This is a genomic window from Streptomyces sp. P9-A4 (genome assembly GCF_036634195.1).
Taxonomy (GTDB): Bacteria; Actinomycetota; Actinomycetes; order Streptomycetales; family Streptomycetaceae; genus Streptomyces.
Genome location: NZ_JAZIFY010000001.1, coordinates 246,801 through 271,546, shown reverse-complemented (window position 1 = coordinate 271,546; position 24,746 = coordinate 246,801). Strand labels below are relative to the sequence as shown.

The following is a 24,746-nucleotide window of genomic DNA, read 5'->3' as shown; positions in this document are numbered from 1 at the left end:
CCGGCGGGTTCAGGCCGGAAGGCCCGACAGTGCGCCGAGTGCCCGAAATCGGTGCCGTGCCGCCGTATTACCGTGCACGGGCCGTCGCTCGCCTCGCTCGGTGACACGCGTGAACTGAAGGGGAGAGAACCGTATGCCGTCCTCCTTGCCCCGTCTCCGGCACGACCTCCGACAGCACCTCCGCCGCACCCCCCGGCAGGACCGCCGCCGCGACCTCACGCACGACCTCCGTCATGACTTCGCGGCGTCCCTCGTCGTGTTCCTGGTCGCCCTTCCTCTCTGCATCGGCGTGGCCGTCGCGTCCGGCGTCCCCGCCGAACTCGGTCTGATCACCGGCATCGTCGGCGGCCTCGTCACCGGACTCATGCGCGGCAGCAGCCTCCAGGTCTCGGGGCCGGCCGCCGGACTGACCGTGCTCGTGTTCGAGGCGGTACGGACCCTCGGCCTCCCCGGGCTCGGCGTCGCCGTCCTCCTCGCCGGGCTCCTCCAGGTCGCCATGGGCCTGCTGGGATGGGGGCGCTGGTTCCGGGCCATCTCGCTCTCGGTCGTGGAGGGCATGCTGGCCGGCATCGGCCTGGTCATCGTCGCCGGCCAGCTGTACGCCGCCGCCGGGGCCACCGCCCCCGCCTCGGGTCTCGCCAGGCTCGCGGGTCTTCCGGGGGCCCTGTGGCGGGTGCTCAGCGGCGCCGCCACCCAGGCCCCGCTCGCCGTCGCCGCCGGCACGGTCCTGGTGATCGTGGGATGGCGGTACGCGCCGCGCCGCGTCCGTGCCGTACCGGGCGCGCTCGTCGGCGTCCTGCTGGCGGCGCTCGCGACCGCACTGCTCGGACTGCCGGTCGCGACGGTGCGGGTGGACGGGGTGCCGGCCGCCGTCCGCCTCCCCGGGGCGGAGGCCTTCGCCGCGTTGGGGGACGTCGCGCTGCTCGGCACGGTCCTCGCCATCGCGCTGATCGCCTCGGCGGAGTCGCTGTTCGGCGCGGCGGCCGTGGACCGGCTGCACGACGGACCGCGCACCGACTACGACAAGGAGCTGCTGGCCCAGGGCCTCGGCAACACCGTCTGCGGGCTGCTCGGCGCGCTGCCGATGACGGCGGTCGTCGTGCGCAGCGCGGCCAACGTCCGGGCGGGCGCGAGGACCAGGGCATCCCGCGTGCTGCACGGGCTGTGGCTGTTGCTGTTCGCGGTGCTGCTGCCCGGCACCCTGGAGTACGTGCCGCTGGCGGCGCTCGCGGGCATCCTCGTCCACGCCGGCTGGAAGCTGATCCCCTTCAAGGGGGTGGTCGCGCTGTGGCGGGGCCACCGCGGTGAGGCGTTCGTCCTGGTGGTGACGGCCCTGGCGATCGTCACCGTGAGCATGCTCGAAGGGGTCCTGATCGGGCTCGCGCTCTCCGTGGGCAAGGCGGCCTGGGACGCCTCGCACCTCCGGGTGGACCGCACCGACGACGGCCTCGGCCCGGCGCGGGTGACCCTGTCGGGGAACGCGAACTTCCTGCGGCTGCCGAAGATGCTCGACGTGCTCGAAGCGCTGCCCCGGGACCGCCCGCTCGAACTGGACCTGTCCGGACTCCATCACCTCGACCACGCCTGCCGGGCCGCGCTGGAGGGCTGGGCCGCGCGTCACAGCACGGCGGGACCGGAGGCCGTACGCCTGCACGCGCTGCCGGAGCCCCGCCCCGCCCGCCCGGGGGACGGCGAGCAGGTCGGGGCGGCGCCGTGAGCTGCTACCAGATCGCCTCGATCCACTCCGGGTGGTCGATGAACGGGTTCCGGTTGCGCTGGTAGGTGTTGTAGATGACGTCGTTGCGGCGCTCCTCGAAGGCGCTCGGCGGGTCCTGCTCGTTCCACTGCTTCAGCACCGAGAGGCGGCCGTGGAAGGGGATGCTGCCGTTGCTGGTCGACTCGTTGGGCTCCAGGTCGGGCCAGGCGTCGTCGCCCTCGTAGCGGACGGCCATGTAGAGGATCATCCGGGCCACGTCGCCCTTGTCGGCGTCGCGCGGCTCGAAGGAGTCGCTGTCCGTGTAGCTGCCGGGCGCGCCGCTGACCGGGCTGCCGCCGTTGTCGAAGTCCTTGTTCCCCCGGGTGCTGTTGACCTGGACGTCCGCCGCGCGCAGGTGGTGGAGGTCGGTGCCGGGGCCGGCCGAGGTGCCGAAGTTGCCGTGGGACTGGGCCCAGGTGTGCTCGCGGTTCCAGTTGCCGACGGCGCCGCCGTTGAGGCTCTTGCTCCGCGAGGTGCCGCTGTAGAGCAGGATGACGTTGTTGGTGTTGGCGGGGTCCTGGTCCGTGGTCTTCAGCGCGTTCCAGACCGCGTCGTACGAGATCTTGGTGGTCTGGCCGCTGATGATGGTGTGCAGCGAGGACTTGAGGCTGGTGCCGGTCTTGCCTATCGCGTTCTTGTAGTACGTGCTGTCGTACGCGGTGGTCGTGGCGCTCGCGGGAGTCGCGGTGACCGCGGGGAGCGTGATGCCGACGAGAGTGGCGGCGAGGGTCGCCGCCCACACCTTCCAGCTGCCGATCCGCACAACGGACATGGGGGCCCTTTCCCGGGGACGGCACGCGGGGACGGCGGGCCCGGGGTCAACGGTCCCGTTGTCTACGCGTGTTGACTTCGTGTCACCGGGAGAGTGGCACACGTCAGGTACCTGTCATGTAACGGGGAGGAGGCTGTTCCATGACGTTCTCGCACACGACGGAACCGAACAGCCCCTGGACGCCTGCGTCCTGGCGCGGTCAGCCGCCCCGGACGTCCACCGGCATCCCCTTCGGCTCCTTGATCCGCTTCATGATGATCTGCGAGTTGACCTCGGTGACCCCGGTCAGGGTCGTCAGCCGCTCGATCCACAGCCGCTCGTACGCCGCGAGGTCGGCCACCGCGATCCGCAGCAGACAGCCCGGGCTGCCGAACAGCCGGTACGCCTCGATGACGTCCGGCACGTCCTGGAGGGCCTCCTCGAAGGCCTCGACCGTCTCCCGGTCCCGGCGCACCTCCACCGAGACCAGGACCTCGAAGCCCCGCCCCACCGCCTCCGGATCGATGATCGCCCGGTAGCCCTGGATCACCCCGTCCTGCTCCAGCTGGCGCACCCGGCGCAGACAGGGCGACGGGCTGAGGCCCACCCGCTGGGCCAGCTCCTGGTTGCTCAGCCGGCCGTCGCTCTGGAGCTCGCGCAAGATGTGGAGATCGATTCGGTCCATGGCGCAATTATCTACCACGAAGAAACCGTTCACCGGGCCATTTCGCAATCGTCTTGCGCGCCCCCTGGCCTATCGTTGCGGGGCAGGGAGAAATCGGTACGGAGTAAGGACGGCAGCCATGAAGCGGACGAACGACGGGGGAGCGCGCCGGATCGTCGTCATCAGCACCGGCGGCACCATCGCCAGCCGCTGGCAGGGCACCGGCTACGCGGCCGACGCCTCCGGAGACGACGTCCTGGCCACCGCGCCCCTCCCGGAAGGCGTCACCGTCGAGGTCGTCGACCTGTTCAACGTCAACAGCTCGCGCATGACCGCCGCCCATCAGCTCGCCCTCCTGCGCACCGTCCACGAGACCCTCGCCGACCCCGGCGTCGACGGCATCGTGATCACCCACGGCACGGACACCCTGGAGGAGACCGCCTTCCTCCTGGACCTCCACCACACGGACCCCCGCCCGGTCGTCCTCACCGGGGCCCAGCGCCCCTTCGGCACCGGCGACGGCGACGGCCCCGGCAACCTCTACGACGCGCTCCAGGTCGCCTCCACCGTCAGCGACCTCGGCGTCCTCGTCGTCTTCGACGGACGCGTCCACGCCGCCCGGGGCACGGTCAAGACCCAGACGCTCGCCGCCGACGCCTTCTCCGACCCCTCCACCGAGCGGCTCGGCCGGGTCGGGTTCTCCCGCGTCGACATCGAGCGGCAGCCGGACCGCCCGACGCCCCTGCCGCTCCCCGCCGCCGCGCACACGGCGGACCCGGGCGACCCCGCCGCCGCGCCGCTGCCCCGGGTCGACATCATCACCCACCACTCCGACGGCGACCCGTTCCTGCTGAACGCCGCCGTCGCGGCGGGCTCCCGGGGCATCGTCCTGGTCGCGACCGGCGCGGGCAACGCCACCCCCGAGATCGCCGAGGCCGTCGCCGGGGCCGTCGCCCAGGGCGTCCTCGTCGCGGTGACCACCCGTGTCCCCGCCGGACCGCTCGCCGAGATCTACACCGGCGGCGGAGCCGTCGACCTCGTCGCCGCCGGAGCGCTGCTCACCGGGACCCTCCGGGCGGCCCAGGCGCGGATCGCCCTCCTCGCCGCGCTCCTCGCCGAGAGCGACCCCGCCCACGCCACGGCCCTCCTGCGCCGCCTCCTCGACGGACCGGTCCGCGCGGAACCGGCCCTCGCCACCGGCGGCTCCCGTTCGGCCTCGGCCGTCGCCGCCCGCGCCTGACGCGGCCGACCGGACCGACACCCCCAGAACCCCGGCTCGTGGGCGGCGCCCCCCCGCCCGCCCACGAGCCGGAGCCAATTTCGGCGCGAACGTCGGCGCGACGCAGGTGCCGTACGGCCCGATCCCGGCGTCGGCCCCGGCTGTCGTACGGCCTGGATCCCGGCCCCGGCTCCCGCTGTCGTACGCGCCCCGGCTCCCGGAGTCGTACGCCCCGGATTCCGGCGCCGTACGGCCCCGGCGTCGCACAGTCCCGCCCCCGGCCCCTCGGCCGCCCCCGCGAGCCCCCGCGCCCCATCCGCACCCCCCTCCCGCCCCGCACCCCCAGGAGAACGGCACCCATGCTCCCCGCACCGGCCCCGCACCCCGCTCCCGTCCGACGCGAGCACGATCTGCTCGGTGACCGGGACGTGCCCGCCGACGCCTACTGGGGTGTCCACACCCTGCGCGCCACCGAGAACTTCACCGTCACCGGCATCCCGATCTCCGTCTACCCGCTGCTGATCGACGCGCTCGCCGCCGTCAAGGAGGCCGCGGCCCGCGCCAACGAGGAGCTGGGCCTGCTCCCCGCCGACAAGGCCGCGGCCATCGCGGGCGCCTGCCGGGAGATCCGCGAGGGGCGGCTCCACGACCAGTTCGTCGTCGACGTCGTCCAGGGCGGTGCCGGGACCTCCACCAACATGAACGCCAACGAGGTCGTCGCCAACCGCGCCCTGGAACTCCTCGGCCACGCCAAGGGTGACTACGGCCGGCTCCACCCCAACGAGGACGTCAACCTCGGTCAGTCCACCAACGACGTCTACCCGACCGCCATCCGCATCGCCGCGATCGGCGCCGCCCGTGAACTCCTCCTCGCGATGGCCGTGCTCCAGGACGCCTTCGCCGCCAAGGCCCTGGAGTTCCGCGAGGTCGTGAAGATGGGCCGTACGCAGCTCCAGGACGCGGTGCCCATGACGCTGGGCCAGGAGTTCTCCACGTACGCCGTGATGCTGGAGGAGGACCGGGGCCGGCTCGCCGAGGCGATCGAGCTCATCCACGAGATCAACCTCGGGGCCACCGCCATCGGCACCGGCCTCAACGCCGCCCCCGGCTACGCCGAGACCGCCCGCCGCAACCTCGCCGAGCTGACCGGGCTGCCGCTGGTGACCTCCGTCAACCTGATCGAGGCCACCCAGGACTGCGGCGCCTTCGTTCAGCTGTCCGGCGTCCTCAAGCGCATCGCGGTCAAGCTCTCCAAGACCTGCAACGACCTCCGGCTGCTCTCCTCGGGCCCGCGCGCCGGCCTCAACGAGATCAACCTGCCGCCGGTCCAGGCCGGTTCCAGCATCATGCCGGGCAAGGTCAACCCCGTCATCCCCGAGGTCGTCAACCAGGTCGCCTTCGAGGTCATCGGCAACGACATCACCATCACGATGGCCGCCGAGGGCGGACAGCTCCAGCTCAACGCCTTCGAGCCGGTGATCTTCCACGCCCTCTCGAAGAGCCTGCTCTCGCTCCGCGCCGCCTGCCTGACGCTGGCCGAGCGCTGTGTCGACGGCATCACCGCCAACACCGAGGCGCTCCGCGCGGCCGTCGAGAACTCGATCGGGCTCGCCACCGCGCTCAACCCGCACCTCGGCTACACGGCCGCCACCGCCATCGCGCAGGAGGCGCTCGCCACCGGGCGCGGCGTCGTCGAACTCACCCTGGAGAAGGGGCTGCTCCCCGCCGACCGGCTGGCCGAGCTGCTCACCCCCGAGCGCCTCACCGGCGCCCCGGGATCCAGCCTCGTCTGAGGCCCTCGCACGCGCACCCGGACATAAGTTACCCGTCGGTTTCTCGTGACTTCCCCGACGAGCGACAGTAGAACATGTTCCCATTCGCTCACCAGTGAGGGACATCACATGAGTGAACAGCCCATGTCCGGAAAGGGGACCGGCGGCGTCAGCCGTCGCCGGTTCCTCGCGGGAACAGGTTCTCTTCTCGGCGCCGCCGCCCTGGCCGGCCACGCCACTCCGGCGCAGGCCGTCACCGGTCTCGCCTCCACCCCCATCCCGAGCGGCGCGCACGTCCCCGCCCTCATCGTCGGCACCGGGTACGGCGGATCCGTCGCCGCGCTCCGCCTCGCCCGCGCGGGCGTGAACGTGCACATGGTCGAGATGGGCATGGCCTGGGACACCCCGGGATCCGACGGCAAGATCTTCGCCAACACCACCCGGCCCGACTACCGCTCCTTCTGGCTGCGCAGCCGTACCAAGCAGCCCCTGAGCAACTTCCTCGGCTTCCCCCTCGACAAGGACGTGCCCTGCCACACCGGCATCCTCGACGCCGAGGACTTCGCCGGCATCACCGTCTACCAGGGCCGAGGAGTCGGCGGCGGCTCCCTCGTCAACGGCGGCATGGCCGTCACCCCGCGCCGGGAGAACTTCGCCGCCATCCTCCCCACGGTCGACGCGGCCGAGATGTACTCCACCTACTACCCCCGCGCCAACGCCGGCCTCGGCGTCACCGAGGTGGACCAGAACTGGTGGGAGAACGCCTCCTGCTACCAGTACGCCCGCGTCGGCCGCAAGCACGCCGAGCGCTCCGGCTTCCCCTTCGTGTTCGTCCCGAACGTCTACGACTGGGAGTACATGAAGCAGGAACTCGCCGGCAACGTGCCGAAGTCGGCCCTCGACGGCGAGGTCATCTACGGCAACAACGCCGGCAAGAAGAACCTCCAGAAGACCTATCTCGCCCAGGCCGCGGCCACCGGCCGGGTCACCGTCTCCGCCCTGCACAAGGTCACCTCCGTCACCCCGGCGGACGGCGGAGGCTACACCGTCGTCATCGACCAGATCGACACCACCGGCGTCACCCTGGTGAGCAAGACGGTCACCGCCGACAAGGTCTTCTTCGCCGCCGGAAGCGTCGGTACGAGCAAGCTCCTCACCCGCCTCAAGGCCACCGGCGCACTCCCCGCCCTCAACGACCGGGTCGGCAAGAACTGGGGCGACAACGGCAACGTCATGTGCGGCCGCGCCAACCACATGTGGGACCCGACCGGCAAACTCCAGTCGGCCATGCCCACGGCGGGCATCGACAACTGGGACGCCGGCGGCGCCTTCGCCGAGGTCGCCCCGCTGCCCACCGGCATCGAGACCTACGCCTCCTTCTACCTCTCCATCACCAAGACCCCGCACCGCGCGGAGTTCAGCTGGAACCCGGCCACCTCCAAGGTCGACCTGAACTGGGACCGGGCCTGGAAGCAGACCTCCATCGACGCGGCGAAGACCATCTTCGACAAGATCAACGCCAAGGAGGGCACGATCTACCGCACCGACCTCTTCGGCGCGTACAAGATCTGGGGCGACCACCTCACCTACCACCCCCTCGGCGGCGCCGTCCTGGGGCAGGCCACCGACAACTACGGCCGACTCCACGGCTACTCCGGCCTCTACGCCATCGACGGTTCCCTGATCCCCGGCAACACCAGCGTCAACCCGTTCGTCACCATCACGGCCCTCGCCGAACGCAACATCGAGCGCATCGTCGCCGAGGACTTCTGACCACCCGCACGCGAAGAGGGGCCGGCCGGAAATCCCGGCCGGCCCCTCTCCTCGGTCCTCAGTGCGTCGGCAGCACGCACACCGTGTCGAGCCCCAGCACCCGGTTGAGCCGCCCGAACGCCAGCCACGAGCCCAGACTCATGGTCAGCTCCACGATCTCCGCCTGGCTGTACCGGGCCGTCATCCGCGCCCAGAACTCCTCGTCCAGGCCGTGGTGGTCCAGCGCGTACCGCTCGGCGTACTCGGCCGCGAGCCGCGTCCGCTCGTCGAAGGACTCCGAGACCTCCGTCTCCCGCCAGGCCGCGACGACCTCGTCGAAGCCCTCCTCGACCTTCTCGCCGTCCCGGTCGGTACGCCAGTCCAGACAGAAGCCGCAGCCGTTGATCTGCGCGATCCGCAGCCGCGCCGCCTCGAACTCGCGCAGCCCCAGCGTCGTATGGGCGTACACCGACAGCGAGAAGTTCGCCGCCGCCGTCCCGATCTCCGGGACCATGTCGCCCCACACGTACCCGATGGGCTCCTGGCCCTCGGGAATGTCGATGATCATCGTGGTCTCCTCCCCAGCTTCCCGACCGCCGGCCGCAAGGGCACGTCCAGCGCGTCGTACAGTCCCGGTTCCGCCGCCACCAGCCAGTCGATCGCCCCGACGAGCCGGCCCACCGCCGTCGCGTTCCCGCCCGCCGACCGGTTCTCGCCCTCGGCCGTCGCCGCCACCGTCACCTCGATGCGGGGACTGCCCTCGACGATCACCCGGTGCGCCCCCGCCCCGTCGGGCGGCACCGGCCAGTCCGGCGCGCACGAGGGGTGGATGCGGGTGACGTGCTCGATCACGATCCGGGGCTCCCCGCCGACGATCCCCTGCACCTCGAAGCGGACCGCGCCCTGCGTCCCCGCCTCGAAGACGCCCATCGTCCGCGTCTTCACGGTGGACTCCAGCGGGCGCCGCTCCATCGTCTCGCGGATCTCGTCGAGCTCGGCCCCGAGCGCCCGCGCCATCAGCCGCACCTGGCCGCCCCAGATCATGGTCGGCACGGAGGGCCACAGCATGGGCGGCTCGTACTCCATCGGCCGGCCCATCCCCACCAGCTCGCGGACCGACTCCTCCTGCTCGTACGTCGAGTAGTCGAAGATCTCCTGGCAGCGGATCACGTCCACCGTGGCGGCCAGACCGCTCACCAGCAGCGGCAGCACGTCGTTGCCCCAGCCCGGGTCCACGCCCGACACGAACAGCGATCCACCGCCCTCGGCGACCGCCGCGACCATCGGATCCCTGAACTCGGGCGGCGCGTTGCGCTGGTCGTACAGCGGATACAGCGCGGGGGTGACCACCACCGCGCCCGTCCGCACCGCCCGCGCCACGTCCTCGATCGCCCCGTCGGGCCGGGTATCGCCGGAAGCCGCGTACACCACCGCCCCCGGCCGCGAGCCGAGGACCGCGCCGACGTCGTCGACGGCCGTCACCCCGAGATCGTGGCCGAGCCCCGCGAGCCGGCCCGCGTCCCGTCCGACCTTCGCCGGATCGGAGACCAGCACGGCCGCGAGCTCAAGGCCTGGATGGGCGTCCACGGCGCGGATCGCCGCGCGCCCGACATTTCCGGTACCCCACACCACCGTCCGAATCATGCGCGGAGGGTAGCGCCGGGCCCCGAAGGTTCCCAGACCCGCGACCGGATGATCTGACGAATCGTCAGATCACCCGGTCGGGCGGGGACGCGTCAGGTCAGGCGCAGCGCCACGAACGGCACCGTGTCGCCCGGCAGGACGTACCGCTCCAGCTCGGCGAAGCCCCGGGCGAGGGCGAACCGCAGCCCCTCCGGGTTGGAGGCGAGGACCACCGTCTCCACGCCCTCGTCGCTCAGCGTCCGCGCGTGCGCGAGGCCCCTCTCGTACAGCGCGGTCCCGAGGCCCCGCCCCCGGAAACCGGGCAGGATCCGGGCGATGACGGTCGCCGCAGGAGTCTCCTCGTCCGGCGGGCGCACCGTGGAACAGCCCACCACCACGTCACCGAGGTACGCGACGTCCAGCCGGTTCCGCCCGGCCCGCTCCCGCACCTCGTCGGAGGAGAGGACGGCCGTGGGGATGATCGCGTTGTGGACGGCCCGCCAGTCCGCGAGCTGCGCCTCGCTGAGAGCCCGCTCGATACGAAGATCGTTCATCGGAGCAGGAAACCGCGCCGGGTGGGGGAGGGGCAACCGGTTTCGGAGCGCGGGGCGTACGGGTGGATGGGCCGTCCGGAGCGGGGACCGTTCGAGAGTGCCGCCGTCCGGGTGAGGGCGCGGGGACCGCGGCAGCGCCGCCCGGCGAACGGGTACGGATCGCTGCACTGCCCCCGGCCAGGAGGAACCGTCCATGTCCGTCCGCAAGGGCGCCCCCGCGCTGCTGAGCGCCGGCACACTGTGCGCGGCCCTGCTGCTCACCGGCTGCGCGCACCCCACCCCGTCCGCACCTCCCGCCGGGCGAGCCGCCGCGGCTCCGCCCGGTGGCGGCTCCCGCCCCGAGGGACCGCCGGCCGGAGCGGCCGGTGAGGCGGGAGGCCCGGCGGAGGCCGCCAACAGCCTCACCGCCACGCCCGTCCCCGCCCCACGCCTGCCCGGCATCGGCCCGGTCACCCAGGGCCTCGTGCCCGACGGCACCACCCAGGCCCTCGTCGTCACCGGAGCCACCGCCGACTCCTCCACCTCCACCGCGACGCTGTACGCGCGGGACCCCGGCGGTCGCTGGATGCCGACGGCCGGTCCCTGGCCCGCCCACAACGCGCTCCAGGGCTGGACCTCCGACCACAGCGCCGGTGATCTGCGTACCCCCATCGGGGTCTTCCGGATCGGTGACGCGGGCGGCCGGCTGCCCGATCCCGGAGCCCGCCTCCCGTACGACCAGGACGAGGAGTTCGCCATCAGCGGCACCGGCTTCTCCGGCGAACCCCTGGAAGGCTCCTTCGACCATGTGATCGCCATCGACTACAACCGCGTCCCCGGCCGCACCCCGCTCGACAAGGAACGCCCGCTCGGCGCCGACAAGGGCGGCGGCGTCTGGATCCACGTCGACCACGGCGGCCCCACCCAGGCCTGCGTCGCCCTGGAACGCGAGCCGCTGCGCGCGCTGCTGCGCGCCCTCGACCCGGCGGCGGAACCCGTCGTGGTGATGGGTCCGGCCCCGGAACTCGCCCGCTGACGCACCGGAAGGCGCACCGGAAGGCGGATCGGAAGGCGGAGGGGCGAAGCGGAAGCGCGACGGCGCGGGCGGGAGCCGGACGACGGAGGCGGGTGGGTCCGGTGGCAGCCGGACCCACCCGCCTCCCTCGCCGCGGCGCAGCCGCCCACGCCCTCAGCTCCCGCCCGCCCCCACCGCCCCGCGGAACGCGGCCGTATGGCTCCTGACCTGCTCCGGCGTCAGATACGCGTCCGTGTACTCGAAGTCCCGCAGCGTCCCCGCCTTCGTGGCCAGGAAGCCCGTCCGTACGAAGTCGTCGCCGGCGACCGCGTTCAGCAGCCAGTTCGTCATCACTCGGGTCTTCGCCACGTTCGTCCGCAGCGCCGCCCAGTGGTACGCGCGGGCAACGGCCTGCGCAGGCATCCCGTGCAGCTCCACCCCGAGCGGCTTCGACACCCCGTCCATACCGCCGAGGTCCACCACCAGCCCCAGGTCCTTGTGCGTGTACGGATGCATCCGCTCCCCGCGCAGGGTCGCCACCAGGTTGTCGGCCAGCGCCTTCCCCTGGCGCATCGCGTGCTGCGCGGTCGGCGGGCAGATCGCCCCCTCCTCGCCCTTGGCGAGATCGGGCACCGCAGCCGCGTCGCCGAGCGCCCACACCCCGTCGAGTCCGGGGACCGCCATCTCGGCCGAGACGACGAGCCGCCCCCGGAAGGTGTCCGCGCCGAGCGTGCCGATGAGCGGACTCGCCGCCACCCCGGCCGTCCAGATCAGCGTCCGGCTCGGCAGCACCCGCCCGTCGGTGAGCGTCACCGTCTCCGCGTCCACCGAGGCCACCGACACCCCGAGCGACACCTCGATGCCCCGCCGGGTCAGGATGTCCATCGCGGCGGCGCCGAGCTTGTCGCCCAGCTCCGGCATCAGCTTCGGCGCGATGTCCACCAGATGCCACTTGATCAGCTTCGGGTCGATGCGCGGATACCGCTTCACCGCGTTGTGGGTGAGCAGCTGGAGGCAGGCCGCCGTCTCCGTACCCGCGTAGCCGCCGCCGACCACGACGAAGCGCAGCCGCGCGGCCCGCTCCTCCTCGTCGGTGCTGGCGTCCGCCAGGTCGAGCTGGGCGATGACGTGGTCGCGGATGTACACCGCCTCCGCCAGCGTCTTCATCCCGCGCGCGTGCTCGGCGAGACCGGGGATGTCGAAGCTGCGGGTCACACTGCCGGGCGACAGCACGAGATGGTCGTACGGCTCCGTCACGTACTCGCCGGAGATCGTGCGCACCACGCAGACCTTCGCCGCCGTGTCCACGCCGACCACGCCGCCCGGCACGATCCGGGTCCGGTGCCGTTCGCTGCGCCGCAGCGAGAGCGCGACCGACTGCGGGGTCAACACCCCCGCCGCCACCTGGGGGAGCAGCGGCAGGTACAGCTGGTACGAGAACGGCGAGAGCAGTGCGAGCTGCGCCTCCCGCTCCGCGAGCCGCCGTTCGAGCCTCCGTACGCAGGCCACTCCGGCGAATCCGGCGCCCACCACGAGAATCCTCGGTCGCGTCACGCTGTCCGCCCTTCCGTATGAGCGTGCAAGAAGCCATCGGATATGGCTGAGTAAGCCCATGTGGCAATTTTTCGCTGACTATCCGTGGTTCACCCTTTTTATCGTCATTGCGGCAGGATCGCTCTTCGGCATGGTCCGCTTCGGTCCCGTGAAGCTCGGCGCGGCCGGAGTCCTCTTCGTGGGGCTGCTGCTCGGCGCGCTCGACCCGGACATCGGCCCCGCCGTGCCCGCGGGCCTCGCGGTCCTCGGCCTCGCCCTGTACGTGTACACCGTGGGCCTCGAAGCGGGCCCGGCCTTCTTCAGGGAACTCCGGCCCCAGCTGGCCGTGATGACCGGAGCCGTCGCCGCGCTCGTCGTCACCGCCCTCGCCGTCGGCTTCCTCGGCAACACCGTCTTCGGCATCGACGGCCCCTACCTCGCGGGCGGCTACGCCGGCATCGGCACCACCACCCCGGGCCTCGCCGCCGCCCAGGCCTCGTCGTCCGTCCCGTCCCAGCCCGCCACCGGCTACGCGATCGGCTACCCCCTCGCCGTCGTCCTCACCATCCTCTTCGTCGCGGGCATCGCCGCCGTCCGGAACTGGACCGGCCGCCGCGACCCCGGCACCGGACTCCCGAGGGAACTCATCACCCGCACGGTCGATGTCACCCGGACGGTCCACTGGGCCGACGTCCCCGGCTCTGCCGGGGGACAGCTCCTCGCCAGCGCCCGGCGGAGCGGGGACGGCACCCCCCGGGTGGCCCTCGCCCCCGACACCTTCGCCCCCGGCGACCAGGTCGTCCTCGTCGGCGGCCCGGAGGCCGTCGCCGCCGGGATCGAGGCACTCGGCACCCAGGCGCCCACCCATCTCCTCGACCGGCGCGATGTCGTCGACTACCGGCGCATCCTGCTCACCAACCCGGACCTCGCCGGCCGGACGGTCGCCGAGATCCGCCTCGGCGAGCTCTACGGCGCCAAGGCCACCCGCGTCCGCCGCGGCGACCAGGACCTGCTGGCCCACGACGACCTGCTCCTCCAGCTCGACGACCGGGTCCGCGTCGTCATGCCCCGTGAGCGCACCGCCGAGGTGACCGGCTTCCTCGGCGACACCGAGGCCAAGGTCAGCGAGGTCAGCGCCGTCAGCATGGGCCTCGGCCTCGCCGCCGGGTTCCTCATCGGCATCCCGAAGCTCACCATCGGCTCCACGGTCCTCTCCCTCGGCACCGCCGCCGGGCCGCTCGTCATGGCCATGATCCTCGGCCGGCTGCGCCGCACCGGGCCCCTCGTCTGGGTCCTGCCGACCCGTGCCAACCTCACGCTCCGCCAGATCGGCCTGCTGATCTTCCTCGCCTGCGTCGGACTCACCTCGGGCTACGCCTTCCGCCGCGACGCCTTCTCCCTCTTCGGACTGAAACTCCTGACCGTGCTCGTCATCAGCGCCGTGCTCAGCTACGCCCTGATGGTCCTCGTCGCCCGGCTCCTCGGCCAGAGCAGGCCGCGCACCATGGGACTGCTCGCCGGGTACGTGGGCAATCCGGCCATCACCGCGTACGCCAACAGCCGGGTCTCGGACAGCCGGGTCAACACCGGATACGCGACCCTGTTCGCCCTCGCCATCCTCGTGAAGATCGTCTGCATCCAGCTGATCGTGGGCCTCTGACCGACCGCGGGCCTCCGACCGGTGATGGGCCTCCGACCGATCGTCGGCCCGCAGGTTCCTCCGGTCGCCGCGGTGCGGCGGCCGGGTTACGTTGCCCGGGGACCCCGGCCGCCACGGCGGGCCGGGGCCGCCCCAGCCCCGCACCGTCCCCGGAAGGCAGGACAGCCCGCATGGCCACGTACCAGGTCGGCTACTTCGTCGGCAGCCTCTCGACGAAGTCCATCAACCGGATCCTCTCCCGGGCCCTGATCCGCGTCGCGCCCCCCGGGCTGGAGTTCCGGGAGATCCCCATCAAGGACCTCCCCCTCTACAACCACGACTTCGACGCCGCCTACCCGCCGGAGGGCCAGGCCCTCAAGGACGCCATCGCGGCCGTCGACGCCGTCCTCTTCGTCACCCCCGAGTACAACCGCTCCATCCCGGGCGGCCTCAAGAACGCCATCGACTGGGCCAGCCGCCCCTGGGGCACCAACTCCTTCACCCACAAGCCGTCCGCCGTCATCGGCGCCTCGCCGGGCAAGATCGGCACCGCCGTCGCCCAGCAGAGCCTCCGCTCGGTGCTGAGCTTCTGCAACTCCCCGCAGATGAACGCCCCGGAGGCGTACATCCAGTTCACCCCGGGGCTGTTCGGCGACGACGGGGAGGTCACCGATCCGACGACGCAGCAGTTCCTCAGCGACTTCATGGCGGACTTCAAGCTCTTCGTCGAGCGGGTGCTGACGGTCCTTCCGCCGCGCTGAGCGGTCGCGCGCCGACTCCCGACTCCCGACTCCCGGCGGCAGGGCCGCCGGGAGTCGCGTCGCGCCGGGGGTCAGAAGACCACGACGCCCAGCGGCCGGGAGCCCGCCGCCAGCCGGCGGGTGTCGCCCGAGTCGAGGTCGACGACGCTCAGCCCGTCCCAGTAGCCGTCCCGGGTGAAACCGCCGGTCACATAGGCGGTGCGCCCGTCCTTCGACACGGCCACGTCCTCGTGCGGCCCGTCCAGCGGGTAGACCCGCTCGGCCCCGCCGGGCGTCCGCACCGTCAGCGACGGGCCCCGGTCCTCGGCCGGGTCGATCGGCCCCGTGCCGACGGCGAACAGCGTCCCGTCGGGGGTCACGGTCGCGCCGTGCTGATGGGTGTCGGCGGTCATCGGCTCGGTCGTGGTCCGGCCCGTCCGGGGGTCGACCACCGCGAGCCGCTCGCCCTCGAACGGCAGCAGCAGCTTCCCGTCGGAAGGCCGCACGGCGGTGTAATGGGGCTTGAGCCAGGAACCGAGCCCGCCCTCCGTACCGTACGGGGCGACCTCGATGCGGCGCGGTGCCAGGGTCCCCGCCGTGACGACGGTGACGTCGAAGGAGTCGTGGTTCGTCACGTACACCTCCTTGCCGTCCTCGGACACGTCCACGTCGAAGGGCCGTCGGCCCACCGGCACGGTGTCCGTGACCTTCCGCGTCGCCGTGTCGATGACCTCCAGAGTGCCGTTCCCGCCGGGCACGTTGACGCCGACGTACACCCGGTGGCCGTCCGGCGAGAGCGCGATGCCCATGCCGCCGCCCCGGTACTCGCCGGTGCCCGTCGGACCGGCGTCCGTCCGGTACGGGACGAGGGCGAGGCGCTGCCGGGTCGCCGTGTCCACCACGGCGACCCCTTCGGCGGTCGCCACCCAGGCCCGCCCGTCCGCGCCCACGACCAGACCGTAGGGAGCGGTGCCGACCTTCACGGAGCCCGTGGCGCCCTTCGCGGGATCGACGAAGGTGACCGTGTCGGATCCGAAGTCGGAGACCAGGAGCGAGCCCGGCGCGGGCCTGCCGGCCGGGACGGGCGTCGCCGTCATGGAGGAACCGGCGGTGGGCGGCGCGGTGGTGGGGGAGATTCCGGCCGGTGACGTCGCACCCGCCGACGCCCCTCCGGGCGCCTGCGCGCACCCGGCGAGCAGGACGACGGACACCGCCGCGGGCACGAGCACCCGGGCGGTACGGGACGCACGGCGGAACTTCGTCATGTCGGACTCCTCGGTACGGCGGGCACGGGCGGCCCCGTCCGGGGACGGGCCGCGTCCTGCCCCGATCCTCCGCCCGTACACGGCCCCGCACGGTCCGACAGCCGGCCCCCGACGGGCGGCGGGACGGACGACACCGGGGTCGACCGAACGGCTGACCCGTCTGCCGCGCACTGTCCGGCAGAGACCGCGGGCTCAGCCCCGCACACCGTCCAGGAAGCACAGCACCCGCTCGACACAGAGCGCGGTCGCCTCCGGTACGTGAGAGGGCGCGCCGGCCTCCGCGAACAGGTGCGCGCTCCCCGGGTACAGGAACAGCTCCCGGTCCGCCGCGCCCGCGACCAGCGCGCGGGCCGCCGTCAGATCGCCCTCGTCGACGAAGAACGGATCCGCGTCCATGGCGTGCACCTGGACGGGCACGCCCTCCGGCCACGCCGAGCCGAACTCCTCCACCGGAACGCAGGCGCCGATGAGCAGGGCGCCGAGGGACCCGGCCCGGGTCTGGGCCAGCTTCTGCGCGGGCAGCACGCCCAGCGAGAACCCGGCGTGGACGAGCGCCCCGGGCAGCCCCTCGGCGGCGCGCTCACCGCGCGCCACGAGCGTCCCGAAACCGATCTCCTGGGCGTGGCCGGCGCCCGCCTCCAGGTCGGTGAAGGTCCGTCCCTCGTACAGGTCGGGCACGTGCACCGTGTGTCCGCCCCGGCGCAGCTCCTCGGCGAAGGCGTGGACGCCCTCCGTCAGACCGAGCGCGTGGTGGAAGAGCAGAACCTCAGCCATGTCGTCATCCCCTGGTCACCGTTCGTGCCCGTGCCGCCGGGGCACGGACCGTTCGCCGGACAGCATCGCGCACGCCACTGACAACGGCCCGGGACCCGGTGCGCGGACGGCGGTCCGGCGCGACGAACCGTGAGGGAGGGAAGTCAGGGGTCAGCGCATCGGACGGTGCGGCAGCACGGCACCGGCCTGGCCCACGGGACCGCCGACGCCCATCGCCCCGCCCGCGTTCCCGTGCGCCTGCGCACCGGGGTGCCCCAGGGCACCGACCTGCGCGCCCTGGTGAGCCATGGCGCCCGGGTGAGCCATGGCGCCCGCGTGAGCGACAGCACCCTGCGGCCCGGGAACCCCCTGCGGCGGCATCTGGATGACCCGGCTCAGGTCCCGCAGAACCTCCTCGGCGACCTGGCGGACGTCACCCGGAACATCCCCCCGCTCCCGTATGAGCTCGGCGTAGATCGGTGCCGTGCCGTCCGCGTGGTTCATGGGGCTCGCTTCCTTCGACTGTGCCGGTGACGTCACCGACGGGCAGACGGCGAGTCTACGGGGCACCACCGACACGCCCGGGATCGGGAACCCGCGCACCACCCCGCCACGCCGTCCGGACCCGGAAATCCATTGGGCTCCGGGGCCCCGCCGACCGAGAATGGATCAACGAACCCACGGGAGGGACCCCATGAGCCAGGCGACCCTGACTCTGCACGACCTGATGCCGTCCGACGAGCTCTCCGCCGCACTCGCCGACGGGCACATCACACGCAAGCGCCATCCCGAGCTGCCGCTGTCGATCTACACGTACACGCGCGCGTGCCAGTACGCCCAGCACTGGAACCGGGCCACCACGCGCTGCCGGGGCCTCGTGGCCGACGACACCACCGGCCGGATCGTCGCGCTCCCCCTCCCCAAGTTCTTCAACGTCTCCGAACACTCCGGTGGCCGCCCCTACGCACCGCCGCTGCCCGATGAGCCCTTCGAGGTCTACGACAAGGTCGACGGCAGCCTCGCCGTGGTCTTCCACTACGACGGCCGCTGGCGCGCCGCCTCCAAGGGCTCCTTCACCAGCGTCCAGGCGACCTGGGCGCAGCGCCGTCTCGACGCCGCCGACACCACCGGACTGACCCCCGGTGTGACGTACCTCGCGGAGATCCTCCACCCGGGCAACCGCATCGTCGTGGACTACGGCGACCGCCGCGACCTCGTCCTGCTCGCCGTCTTCGCCGCCGACGGCACCGAGACCCCGCTCACCGAGGCCGCCGCGGGCTGGCACCCCCTCGGCTCCGTGGTGCGCACCTGGCCGGCCACGAGCGTCGCCGACCTCGTCGCCCTCACCGAGTCCAACACCCTGCCCGGCGGCCGACGGGCCACCGGCACCGACGCCGAGGGCTTCGTGCTGCGCTTCGCCTCCGGCCTGCGGGCCAAGGCCAAGCTCGCCGAGTACGTACGCCTCCACAAGGTGCTCACCGGTGTCACCGAGCGGGACATCTGGCGCTGCCACGGCATCCAGCGCTTCGCCGCCCTGCCCGCCGCCGAGGTGGCCAAGGGGATCGGCTGCGCCGTCACCGAGGTCGAGGCGGACGGAGGCAAGCCCCTCGACGCCCTCCTCGAGCAGGTGCCCGACGAGTTCGACGCCTGGGTGCGCGAGGTGACCGCCCGCCTCGAAGCGGCGGCCGTCGACCGCGAGCGGGCCGTCGAAGAGGCCTACGCGCGTCTCGCCCACCTCGCCGCCGACCGGGGCGCCTTCGCGCGCGCCGCCGCGGCCCTGCCCGACCGGGGCCTGCGCGCCGCCGTCTTCCTGCGCCTCGACGGCCGCCCCACCGACCTCCTCGTCTGGCGCGGGCTGCGCCCCGAGGCCTCGGACCCCTTCGCCCACGACCAGGAGAACTGACCGTGCCCGTCGTCCACCTCATGACCGGTCTTCCCGCCTCCGGGAAGACCACGGCCGCCCGCGCCCTCCAGGCCGCCGCCGAGGGGCGCGTCCGCCGCGTCAACCTCGACGACCTGCGCGCCATGCTCGACATCCCCTCGGCCGACCGGGGACGGTCCCACGGGCACGAGCAGACCGTGCTCGGCATCCAGGACGCCGCCGTCCGCGCCGCCGTCGACGGCGGATTCGACGTCGTCGTCGACAACACCCACCTCACCCCGCACATCCCGAAGCGCCTGAAGGCCGCCGTGGGCGGCCTCGCCACCTTCGCCGTCCACGACTTCACCGCCGTGCCCGTCGACGAGTGCGTCCGCCGCGACGCCGCCCGCGAGCGGCCGGTCGGCGAGGACATCATCCGGATCCTGGCCGACAAGCACGCCAAGGCCACCCGGAACGGCTGGCGGCTCACCGCGGACTGGCTCAACGACCGCCCCTCCGTGGGGGAGCCCTACGTCCCCGACCCGAGCCTCCCCACGGCCGTCATGTGCGACATCGACGGCACCCTCGCCCTGCGCGTCGACCGCGGCCCGTACGACTTCACCCGCTGCGACCGCGACCTGCTCAACGTCTCCGTGCGCGACGCCCTGCGGGCCTTCCGGCACACCGAACGGGACCGGATCGTCCTGCTGTCCGGCCGGAGCGAGGACCACCGGGCCCTCACCGAGGGCTGGCTCGCCCGCCACGAGGTGCCGTACGACGAGCTGTGGATGCGCGCCTCCGGCGACGGCCGCGGCGACGACCTCGTGAAGGCCGAGCTCTTCGACGCCCACGTCCGCCACCGGTACGCCGTCCGCGTCTCGCTCGACGACCGCGACCGGGTCGTCGCCCTCTGGCGCCGGATGGGCCTGCCCACCTGGCAGGTCAACTACGGGGCCTTCTGACCGCGCGACGGCCGGCCCGGCGGGGGTGGGACCACCCACCCCCGCCGCCGTGTCAGGATCGTGGGATGGTGGAAAAGATCATCGCGGCGTGCGACGGCGCGTCGAAGGGAAACCCCGGCCCCGCGGCCTGGGCATGGGTCATCGGCCGGGCCGACGGAGCGATCGACCGCTGGGAGGCGGGCCCGCTCGGCCGGGCGACCAACAACGTGGCCGAACTCACGGCCCTGGAACGGCTGCTCGAAACACTCGACCCGGCGGTGCCCGTCGAGGTCCGCATGGACTCCCAGTACGCCATGAAGGCCGTCACGACCTGGCTGCCCGGCTGGCGCCGCAAGGGCTGGAAGACCTCCTCCGGCAGCCCCGTCGCCAACAAGGAACTCGTCGTCCGCATCGACGCCCTCCTCACCGGCCGGAACGTCGACTTCGTCTACGTACCCGCGCACCAGGTCGACGGCGACCCCCTCAACGACGCCGCCGACCGCGCGGCCAGCCACACCGCCCGTACCCAGGAGGCCACCGGCTCCGACGCCGGGGCGCCGCTGCCGCCCCCGGAAGCGCCGACACGCGCCTCCGCGCCCCGCACGCGCTCCTCCGCGCCGTCCGGTTCGACGGGCGGCTCCGCCACGGGTTCCTCCGGGGGCGCTCAGGGCGGTTCGTCCGCCCGCCGGACACGCCCGTCGGGTGCCACGCTCAAGGCCAGATTCTCGGGCCGCTGCCGCTGCGGCAAGGCCTACGACAAGGGCGAGACCATCGCGAAGAACCCCGACGGCTGGGGCCATCCCACCTGCGTCTGAACCCTCCCGCCGTCCGACTGGCGGGCGGCTCCGTCCGTTGTTCGAGACCGGCCGGCCCGGGCGCACGCGAGCCTTCACCCAGGCGTGTACCCGGGTTCGTCCGGGGTTCTGTTCTCCGAGCGCTTGTGGCTGCATACTGTCCTCCTCGCCACCGGTGACGAACCGTTTTACCTGCTCATTCGTCGTTCTCACGACGTGATCGGGGCCGGCGAGAACCTCCCCCTTGCAGCCGCCGCGGTCTCCCCACGGCGGAAGCTCTCCCTGCCCGTGAAAGACCCGAGGTTCCGTGCCAGTACCTGTTCTCCTGACCGGGCGCTCCGTGCGCCTGGAGCCGCTGGCGATGCGGCACGCCGAAGCCCTCGCCCGGGCCGGCGGGGCGGACCGATCGGCCTACGCCTTCACCCCCGTACCCGACGGCTTCCCATCGGCCCTCGACTACATCGGCCGCGCCCTCGCCGATCAGGCGGCAGGACGTTCCCTGCCCTTCGCCCTGATCAGTACGGCCGACGAACGAGTCATCGGCTCGACCCGGTTCCTCGAACTCGACTACTGGAGGGGCCCGCTGGTCTGGCCGCCCGTCCCCGGTATGCCCCACGGCGATCCCCTGACCGCCGTGCCGGACGCCGCCGAGATCGGCAACACCTGGATCGCCGGCGACGCCCGGGGCACCGGCATCAACACAGAGGCCAAATTCCTCATGCTCCGGCACGCCTTCGAAGCCTGGGGCGTCCGCCGCATCACCCTGCGCGCCGACGCCCGGAACACCCGCTCCAGAATCGCGATCGAGCGCCTCGGAGCCAGCTGCGAAGGCGTTCGCCGCGCCCACTCCCGAGGGCTCGACGGAGCCGTCCGCGACACGGCCTTCTACTCGATCCTCGACGAGGAATGGCCCACGGTCAGGGACATCATCGAACTCCGTCTGTCCACCCCCCGCCAGGTGCGCGTCCCGCAGGACCTGCTCCCGGCCTGACCCCCTCCACCACCGCTCCGACGGGCGCTCGCGCCCCCACCGGAGCGGTGGTTCCATGGAAGGGACGGGAAGGACCCGACAGTGAGGACGCGGGGTAGCGGCCGTCACCGGACCGCGCACCGTGCAATCAGGATCCGCGAGAAGCGGATGAGTCCTTCCCGCCCCCTCGCGCCCGGCGCCTCCCCTTCGGCGCCGACCGGCACCGGTCGGCCGCTCCACCGAAGGACCGCCCCGGTACGGTGATCGCACCAGCGAACAGCGCCACCGAAGGGACCGAGTGATCGTGCCGACCGGAACCGCCGACGTACTCCTGCGGACGGAGGGCCGGGCCGGATTCATCACCCTGAACCGCCCCCGCGCCATCAACGCGCTCACCCACCCCATGGTCCTCGCCGTCGACGCGGCCCTGACCCGGTGGGAGCACGACCCGGACATCGGCACCGTCGTCATCGAGGGCGCGGGGGAACGCGGCCTCTGCGCCGGCGGCGACATCCGCGCCATCCACGACGACGCCCGCGCCGGCGGCTCCGCCTCGCGCGCCTTCTGGCGCGACGAGTACCGGCTCAACGCCCGAATCGCCCGCTACCCCAAGCCCTATGTCGCCCTCATGGACGGCATCGTCATGGGCGGCGGCGTCGGCGTCTCCGCGCACGGCTCCGTCCGCGTCGTCACCGAACGCTCCCGGGTCGCCATGCCCGAGACCGGCATCGGCTTCGTCCCCGACGTCGGCGGCACCCGCCTCCTCGGCCGCGCCCCCGGCGAACTCGGCACCCATCTCGCCCTCACCGGCGGCCTCGTCGGCGCCGCCGACGCGATCCTCACCGGCCTCGCCGACCACTTCGTCCCCGCCGCCGAACTGCCCGACCTGGTCCGGGACCTGGCCCGCCTCCCCGCCGAGGAGGCCGTCGCCCGGCACACCGCGACGGTCCCGGCAGGCGTGCTCGCCGAGCAGCGGGAGTGGATCGACGCCTGCTACCGGGCCGAGACCGTCGAGGAGGTGATCGAGCGCCTCTTCGACACCGGCGCCCCCGCCGCCAAGGAGGCGGCCACCACCCTCCTCACCAAGTCCCCGACCGCCCTCAAGGCCACCCTGGCGACCCTCCGCAGGTCCCGCGCCCTCACCACCCTCGAAGAGGTCCTCGACCTGGAGTTCCGGGCCTCCTGCGCCGCCCTCGCCACCCCCGACCTCGTCGAGGGCATCCGCGCCCAGGTCGTCGACAAGGACCGCGACCCCCACTGGACCCCGGCCACCCTCGCCGAGGTCACGGACGAGGACGTCGCCCGCTACTTCGCCGCACCGGCCGAGGGCGACCTCGGCCTCGAAGCCGCCCGCGACGGCGGGGCCGCCGGGGACCCCGTGTGACCGCGGACACCTCCTTCGGGCCCGTACTGGACCTCATCGCCGAGGAGATCGCCGCACTCACCGAGCGGGGCACCCCCGCCGACTACATCCCCGCCCTCGCCGCCGGTGACCCCACCGACTTCGGCATGGCCGTAGCCGAACTCGACGGCACCGTCTACGGGGTGGGCGACTGGCGGCGCCCCTTCTCCACCCAGTCCGTCACCAAGGTCTTCACCCTCGCGCTCGCCCTCGCCGGAGAGGGCGACGCGCTCTGGGCCCACGTCGGCAGGGAACCCTCCGGCGACCCGTTCAACTCCCTCGTCCAGCTGGAGTACGAGCACGGCATCCCGCGCAACCCGTTCATCAACGCCGGCGCCCTCGTCGTCACCGACCGCCTGCACCGGCTGACCGGCGACGCCTCGGGCAGCCTGCTCGACTTCCTGCGCGCCGAGAGCGGCAACCCGGACCTCGGCTTCGACACCGACGTGGCCACCTCCGAAGCCGCCCACGGCGACCGCAACGCGGCCCTCGCCCACTTCATGGCCTCCTACGGCAACATCACCGGCCCCGTCCCCGACCTGCTGCGCGAGTACTTCCGCCAGTGCTCCGTCGAAGCCTCCTGCGCCGACCTCGCCCTGGCCACCGGCTTCCTCGCCCGCCACGGCCTGCGCGCCGACGGCACCCGGCTGCTGACCCGCAGCCAGGCCAAACAGGTCAACGCCGTCATGCTCACCTGCGGCACCTACGACGCCGCGGGCGACTTCGCCTACCGCGTGGGACTCCCGGGCAAGAGCGGCGTCGGCGGCGCGGTCGTCGCCGTCGTGCCGGGCCGCTGCACCCTGTGCGTGTGGAGTCCGGGCCTGGACCGCCGGGGCAACTCGGTCGCGGGCGTGACGGCGCTCGACCGCTTCACGACCATCACCGGCCTGTCCGTCTTCTGAGGCCCCACGAGGCCGCGTCCGGAAGACGGCGCCGCCCGCCCGCAGGCACGGCCCGGGCGCCGTCCAGCGCCGCCGGTTCCCCGAGCGCCCCCGCCGCCCTGCGCCAGGCCTCGGTGACCGCCCCGTGGGCAAGCTCCGTCGCCTCGGCCACGTCGGCGGGCAGCCGCAGCGGCGTCCCGATGTGCACATGCAGCCCCGGCCTGCGGACCGGCGCGGTGAGCACCCCCGCGATCTGCTTCGCCCGCCCGCCGGACGTGATCCGCCGGGCACCCGCCTGACCGATCGGCACCACTGGCGCCCCCGTGGCCCCGGCGAGCCGCGCGAGCCCGGTACGGAACGACTCCGGCGGGCACTCGGCCGCGTCCCGGCGCGGCGGGATGCGGCCCTCCGCGTACAGCATCACGTGCCGCCCGGAGGCGAGCGCGACCGCCGCGTGGTCCAGGGCGACGGCGGCGCGCGCCGTGTTGCGGTGCACCGGCACATACCCCTCGCGGGTCAGCGCCCGGCCGAGCAGCGGGATCCGCCAGAGCCCGGCCGTGGCCAGCAGGACGGGCTCGACGGCCAGCCTCCGGCGGAGCGCGGCGAGGACGAGCGCCGGGTCGGCGGTCGAGGTGTGGTTCACCACCAGGATGCTGCCGGGCTCCAGCCGGGCCCCGGGGTCGGCGGTGACGGTCAGCCGCCCGAAGAACGGGACGACATGGGCGGCGATGCGGCTGAGCACGGACGGGCCCCCTGGCTCCGAGGTCGATGCGCTGACCCACCCATCGTGCGAGGGCCCGCGGCGCCCCGCATGAGCACCCGTACTCAGCCGACGTACTCGACCCCACCCACCGGACGGGGCTCGGTGGCCGGGGAGTTCTC

Annotated in this window: 23 protein-coding genes; 13 read left to right on the top strand and 10 right to left on the bottom strand. The window is 73.1% G+C overall.

Going from position 1 to position 24,746, the window contains the following annotated elements; genetic code table 11:
- Window positions 1-133 precede the first annotated feature (133 nt).
- Entirely contained in the window at window positions 134-1,717 is a 1,584-nt protein-coding gene (locus V4Y03_RS01230) for a SulP family inorganic anion transporter (protein WP_332433604.1), read from the top strand.
- A 4-nt stretch (window positions 1,718-1,721) separates the two neighbouring features.
- Here V4Y03_RS01230 and V4Y03_RS01225 read toward each other — a convergent pair whose 3' ends face one another.
- Both V4Y03_RS01225 and V4Y03_RS01220 read right to left on the bottom strand, forming a co-directional pair.
- Window positions 1,722-2,528, bottom strand: a complete 807-nt coding sequence (locus V4Y03_RS01225) for an endonuclease I family protein (protein ID WP_332433603.1) — start codon at window positions 2,526-2,528, stop codon at window positions 1,722-1,724.
- A gap of 199 nt (window positions 2,529-2,727) precedes the next feature.
- A complete protein-coding gene (locus V4Y03_RS01220) occupies window positions 2,728-3,192 on the bottom strand; it encodes an Lrp/AsnC family transcriptional regulator (RefSeq protein WP_209493231.1) in 465 nt (154 codons plus the stop codon).
- A gap of 118 nt (window positions 3,193-3,310) precedes the next feature.
- Between V4Y03_RS01220 and V4Y03_RS01215 the strand changes: the two genes are divergently transcribed.
- The 3 genes from V4Y03_RS01215 to V4Y03_RS01205 all read left to right on the top strand — a co-directional run bounded on the left by V4Y03_RS01215 (window position 3,311) and on the right by V4Y03_RS01205 (window position 7,935).
- Window positions 3,311-4,411 (top strand): asparaginase, encoded by a 1,101-nt coding sequence (locus tag V4Y03_RS01215; RefSeq protein WP_332433602.1) that lies wholly within the window; start codon window positions 3,311-3,313, stop codon window positions 4,409-4,411.
- Window positions 4,412-4,749: 338 nt separating this feature from the next.
- On the top strand, window positions 4,750-6,183 hold the full coding sequence (locus V4Y03_RS01210; RefSeq protein ID WP_317878026.1) for an aspartate ammonia-lyase: 1,434 nt from the start codon (window positions 4,750-4,752) through the stop codon (window positions 6,181-6,183).
- A gap of 108 nt (window positions 6,184-6,291) precedes the next feature.
- A complete protein-coding gene (locus V4Y03_RS01205) occupies window positions 6,292-7,935 on the top strand; it encodes a GMC oxidoreductase (protein ID WP_317878025.1) in 1,644 nt (547 codons plus the stop codon).
- A gap of 58 nt (window positions 7,936-7,993) precedes the next feature.
- On the opposite strand, the gene V4Y03_RS01200 is transcribed toward V4Y03_RS01205, so the two are convergent.
- From V4Y03_RS01200 to V4Y03_RS01190, 3 genes are all read right to left on the bottom strand, one after another.
- Complete coding sequence (locus V4Y03_RS01200) at window positions 7,994-8,482, bottom strand: carboxymuconolactone decarboxylase family protein (RefSeq protein WP_332433601.1); 489 nt, start codon at window positions 8,480-8,482, stop codon at window positions 7,994-7,996.
- Window positions 8,479-9,558 (bottom strand): NAD(P)H-dependent amine dehydrogenase family protein, encoded by a 1,080-nt coding sequence (locus tag V4Y03_RS01195; RefSeq protein ID WP_332433600.1) that lies wholly within the window; start codon window positions 9,556-9,558, stop codon window positions 8,479-8,481. Before V4Y03_RS01195 ends, V4Y03_RS01200 begins: the two co-directional genes overlap by 4 nt.
- Window positions 9,559-9,650: 92 nt before the next feature.
- Window positions 9,651-10,091: a GNAT family N-acetyltransferase gene (locus tag V4Y03_RS01190; RefSeq protein WP_332433599.1), complete on the bottom strand. Its 441-nt coding sequence runs from the start codon at window positions 10,089-10,091 to the stop codon at window positions 9,651-9,653.
- Window positions 10,092-10,284: 193 nt separating this feature from the next.
- On the opposite strand from V4Y03_RS01190, the gene V4Y03_RS01185 reads away from it, so the two are divergent.
- Complete coding sequence (locus V4Y03_RS01185; protein ID WP_332433598.1) at window positions 10,285-11,106, top strand: hypothetical protein; 822 nt, start codon at window positions 10,285-10,287, stop codon at window positions 11,104-11,106.
- A 153-nt stretch (window positions 11,107-11,259) separates the two neighbouring features.
- Here the strand turns inward: V4Y03_RS01185 and V4Y03_RS01180 are convergent, their stop codons facing one another.
- Entirely contained in the window at window positions 11,260-12,639 is a 1,380-nt protein-coding gene (locus V4Y03_RS01180) for an NAD(P)/FAD-dependent oxidoreductase (protein WP_317877379.1), read from the bottom strand.
- A gap of 58 nt (window positions 12,640-12,697) precedes the next feature.
- On the opposite strand from V4Y03_RS01180, the gene V4Y03_RS01175 reads away from it, so the two are divergent.
- Both V4Y03_RS01175 and V4Y03_RS01170 read left to right on the top strand, forming a co-directional pair.
- Complete coding sequence (locus V4Y03_RS01175; RefSeq protein ID WP_332433596.1) at window positions 12,698-14,278, top strand: aspartate:alanine exchanger family transporter; 1,581 nt, start codon at window positions 12,698-12,700, stop codon at window positions 14,276-14,278.
- 170 nt (window positions 14,279-14,448) lie between these two features.
- Window positions 14,449-15,018, top strand: a complete 570-nt coding sequence (locus tag V4Y03_RS01170) for an NADPH-dependent FMN reductase (protein WP_317877381.1) — start codon at window positions 14,449-14,451, stop codon at window positions 15,016-15,018.
- 71 nt (window positions 15,019-15,089) lie between these two features.
- Here V4Y03_RS01170 and V4Y03_RS01165 read toward each other — a convergent pair whose 3' ends face one another.
- The 3 genes from V4Y03_RS01165 to V4Y03_RS01155 all read right to left on the bottom strand — a co-directional run bounded on the left by V4Y03_RS01165 (window position 15,090) and on the right by V4Y03_RS01155 (window position 17,519).
- Window positions 15,090-16,262 carry a hypothetical protein gene (locus V4Y03_RS01165; protein ID WP_443079707.1) on the bottom strand — a complete coding sequence of 391 codons (1,173 nt, stop codon included), beginning with the start codon at window positions 16,260-16,262 and terminating at the stop codon, window positions 15,090-15,092.
- 192 nt (window positions 16,263-16,454) lie between these two features.
- Complete coding sequence (locus tag V4Y03_RS01160) at window positions 16,455-17,036, bottom strand: dienelactone hydrolase family protein (RefSeq protein WP_332433594.1); 582 nt, start codon at window positions 17,034-17,036, stop codon at window positions 16,455-16,457.
- A 150-nt stretch (window positions 17,037-17,186) separates the two neighbouring features.
- Window positions 17,187-17,519, bottom strand: a complete 333-nt coding sequence (locus V4Y03_RS01155) for a hypothetical protein (protein ID WP_317877383.1) — start codon at window positions 17,517-17,519, stop codon at window positions 17,187-17,189.
- Between the two features lie 190 nt (window positions 17,520-17,709).
- Between V4Y03_RS01155 and V4Y03_RS01150 the strand changes: the two genes are divergently transcribed.
- From V4Y03_RS01150 to V4Y03_RS01125, 6 genes are all read left to right on the top strand, one after another.
- On the top strand, window positions 17,710-18,918 hold the full coding sequence (locus V4Y03_RS01150; RefSeq protein WP_332433592.1) for an RNA ligase: 1,209 nt from the start codon (window positions 17,710-17,712) through the stop codon (window positions 18,916-18,918).
- 2 nt (window positions 18,919-18,920) lie between these two features.
- Window positions 18,921-19,838: a phosphatase domain-containing protein gene (locus tag V4Y03_RS01145; protein ID WP_332433590.1), complete on the top strand. Its 918-nt coding sequence runs from the start codon at window positions 18,921-18,923 to the stop codon at window positions 19,836-19,838.
- A gap of 65 nt (window positions 19,839-19,903) precedes the next feature.
- Window positions 19,904-20,632, top strand: a complete 729-nt coding sequence (locus V4Y03_RS01140) for a ribonuclease H family protein (RefSeq protein WP_332433589.1) — start codon at window positions 19,904-19,906, stop codon at window positions 20,630-20,632.
- 286 nt (window positions 20,633-20,918) lie between these two features.
- Window positions 20,919-21,602 carry a GNAT family N-acetyltransferase gene (locus V4Y03_RS01135; protein ID WP_317875211.1) on the top strand — a complete coding sequence of 228 codons (684 nt, stop codon included), beginning with the start codon at window positions 20,919-20,921 and terminating at the stop codon, window positions 21,600-21,602.
- A gap of 283 nt (window positions 21,603-21,885) precedes the next feature.
- Window positions 21,886-22,965 (top strand): enoyl-CoA hydratase/isomerase family protein, encoded by a 1,080-nt coding sequence (locus V4Y03_RS01130; RefSeq protein WP_443079706.1) that lies wholly within the window; start codon window positions 21,886-21,888, stop codon window positions 22,963-22,965.
- A complete protein-coding gene (locus V4Y03_RS01125) occupies window positions 22,962-23,885 on the top strand; it encodes a glutaminase (RefSeq protein WP_317875209.1) in 924 nt (307 codons plus the stop codon). Before V4Y03_RS01130 ends, V4Y03_RS01125 begins: the two co-directional genes overlap by 4 nt.
- Here V4Y03_RS01125 and V4Y03_RS01120 read toward each other — a convergent pair.
- Entirely contained in the window at window positions 23,863-24,606 is a 744-nt protein-coding gene (locus V4Y03_RS01120; RefSeq protein ID WP_332433586.1) for a lysophospholipid acyltransferase family protein, read from the bottom strand. The genes V4Y03_RS01125 and V4Y03_RS01120 overlap by 23 nt on opposite strands.
- Between the last annotated feature and the right edge of the window lie 140 nt (window positions 24,607-24,746).

Coding starts and splice junctions, on each gene's coding strand:
- V4Y03_RS01220 (WP_209493231.1), bottom strand. CDS start 3,192: ATGGACCGAATCGATCTCCACATCTTGCGCGAGCTCCAGAGCGACGGC.
- V4Y03_RS01185 (WP_332433598.1), top strand. CDS start 10,285: ATGTCCGTCCGCAAGGGCGCCCCCGCGCTGCTGAGCGCCGGCACACTG.
- V4Y03_RS01225 (WP_332433603.1), bottom strand. CDS start 2,528: ATGTCCGTTGTGCGGATCGGCAGCTGGAAGGTGTGGGCGGCGACCCTC.
- V4Y03_RS01150 (WP_332433592.1), top strand. CDS start 17,710: ATGAGCCAGGCGACCCTGACTCTGCACGACCTGATGCCGTCCGACGAG.
- V4Y03_RS01200 (WP_332433601.1), bottom strand. CDS start 8,482: ATGATCATCGACATTCCCGAGGGCCAGGAGCCCATCGGGTACGTGTGG.
- V4Y03_RS01175 (WP_332433596.1), top strand. CDS start 12,698: ATGTGGCAATTTTTCGCTGACTATCCGTGGTTCACCCTTTTTATCGTC.
- V4Y03_RS01190 (WP_332433599.1), bottom strand. CDS start 10,091: ATGAACGATCTTCGTATCGAGCGGGCTCTCAGCGAGGCGCAGCTCGCG.
- V4Y03_RS01205 (WP_317878025.1), top strand. CDS start 6,292: ATGAGTGAACAGCCCATGTCCGGAAAGGGGACCGGCGGCGTCAGCCGT.
- V4Y03_RS01155 (WP_317877383.1), bottom strand. CDS start 17,519: ATGAACCACGCGGACGGCACGGCACCGATCTACGCCGAGCTCATACGG.
- V4Y03_RS01215 (WP_332433602.1), top strand. CDS start 3,311: ATGAAGCGGACGAACGACGGGGGAGCGCGCCGGATCGTCGTCATCAGC.
- V4Y03_RS01230 (WP_332433604.1), top strand. CDS start 134: ATGCCGTCCTCCTTGCCCCGTCTCCGGCACGACCTCCGACAGCACCTC.
- V4Y03_RS01195 (WP_332433600.1), bottom strand. CDS start 9,558: ATGATTCGGACGGTGGTGTGGGGTACCGGAAATGTCGGGCGCGCGGCG.
- V4Y03_RS01140 (WP_332433589.1), top strand. CDS start 19,904: ATGGTGGAAAAGATCATCGCGGCGTGCGACGGCGCGTCGAAGGGAAAC.
- V4Y03_RS01210 (WP_317878026.1), top strand. CDS start 4,750: ATGCTCCCCGCACCGGCCCCGCACCCCGCTCCCGTCCGACGCGAGCAC.
- V4Y03_RS01165 (WP_443079707.1), bottom strand. CDS start 16,262: ATGACGAAGTTCCGCCGTGCGTCCCGTACCGCCCGGGTGCTCGTGCCC.
- V4Y03_RS01170 (WP_317877381.1), top strand. CDS start 14,449: ATGGCCACGTACCAGGTCGGCTACTTCGTCGGCAGCCTCTCGACGAAG.
- V4Y03_RS01160 (WP_332433594.1), bottom strand. CDS start 17,036: ATGGCTGAGGTTCTGCTCTTCCACCACGCGCTCGGTCTGACGGAGGGC.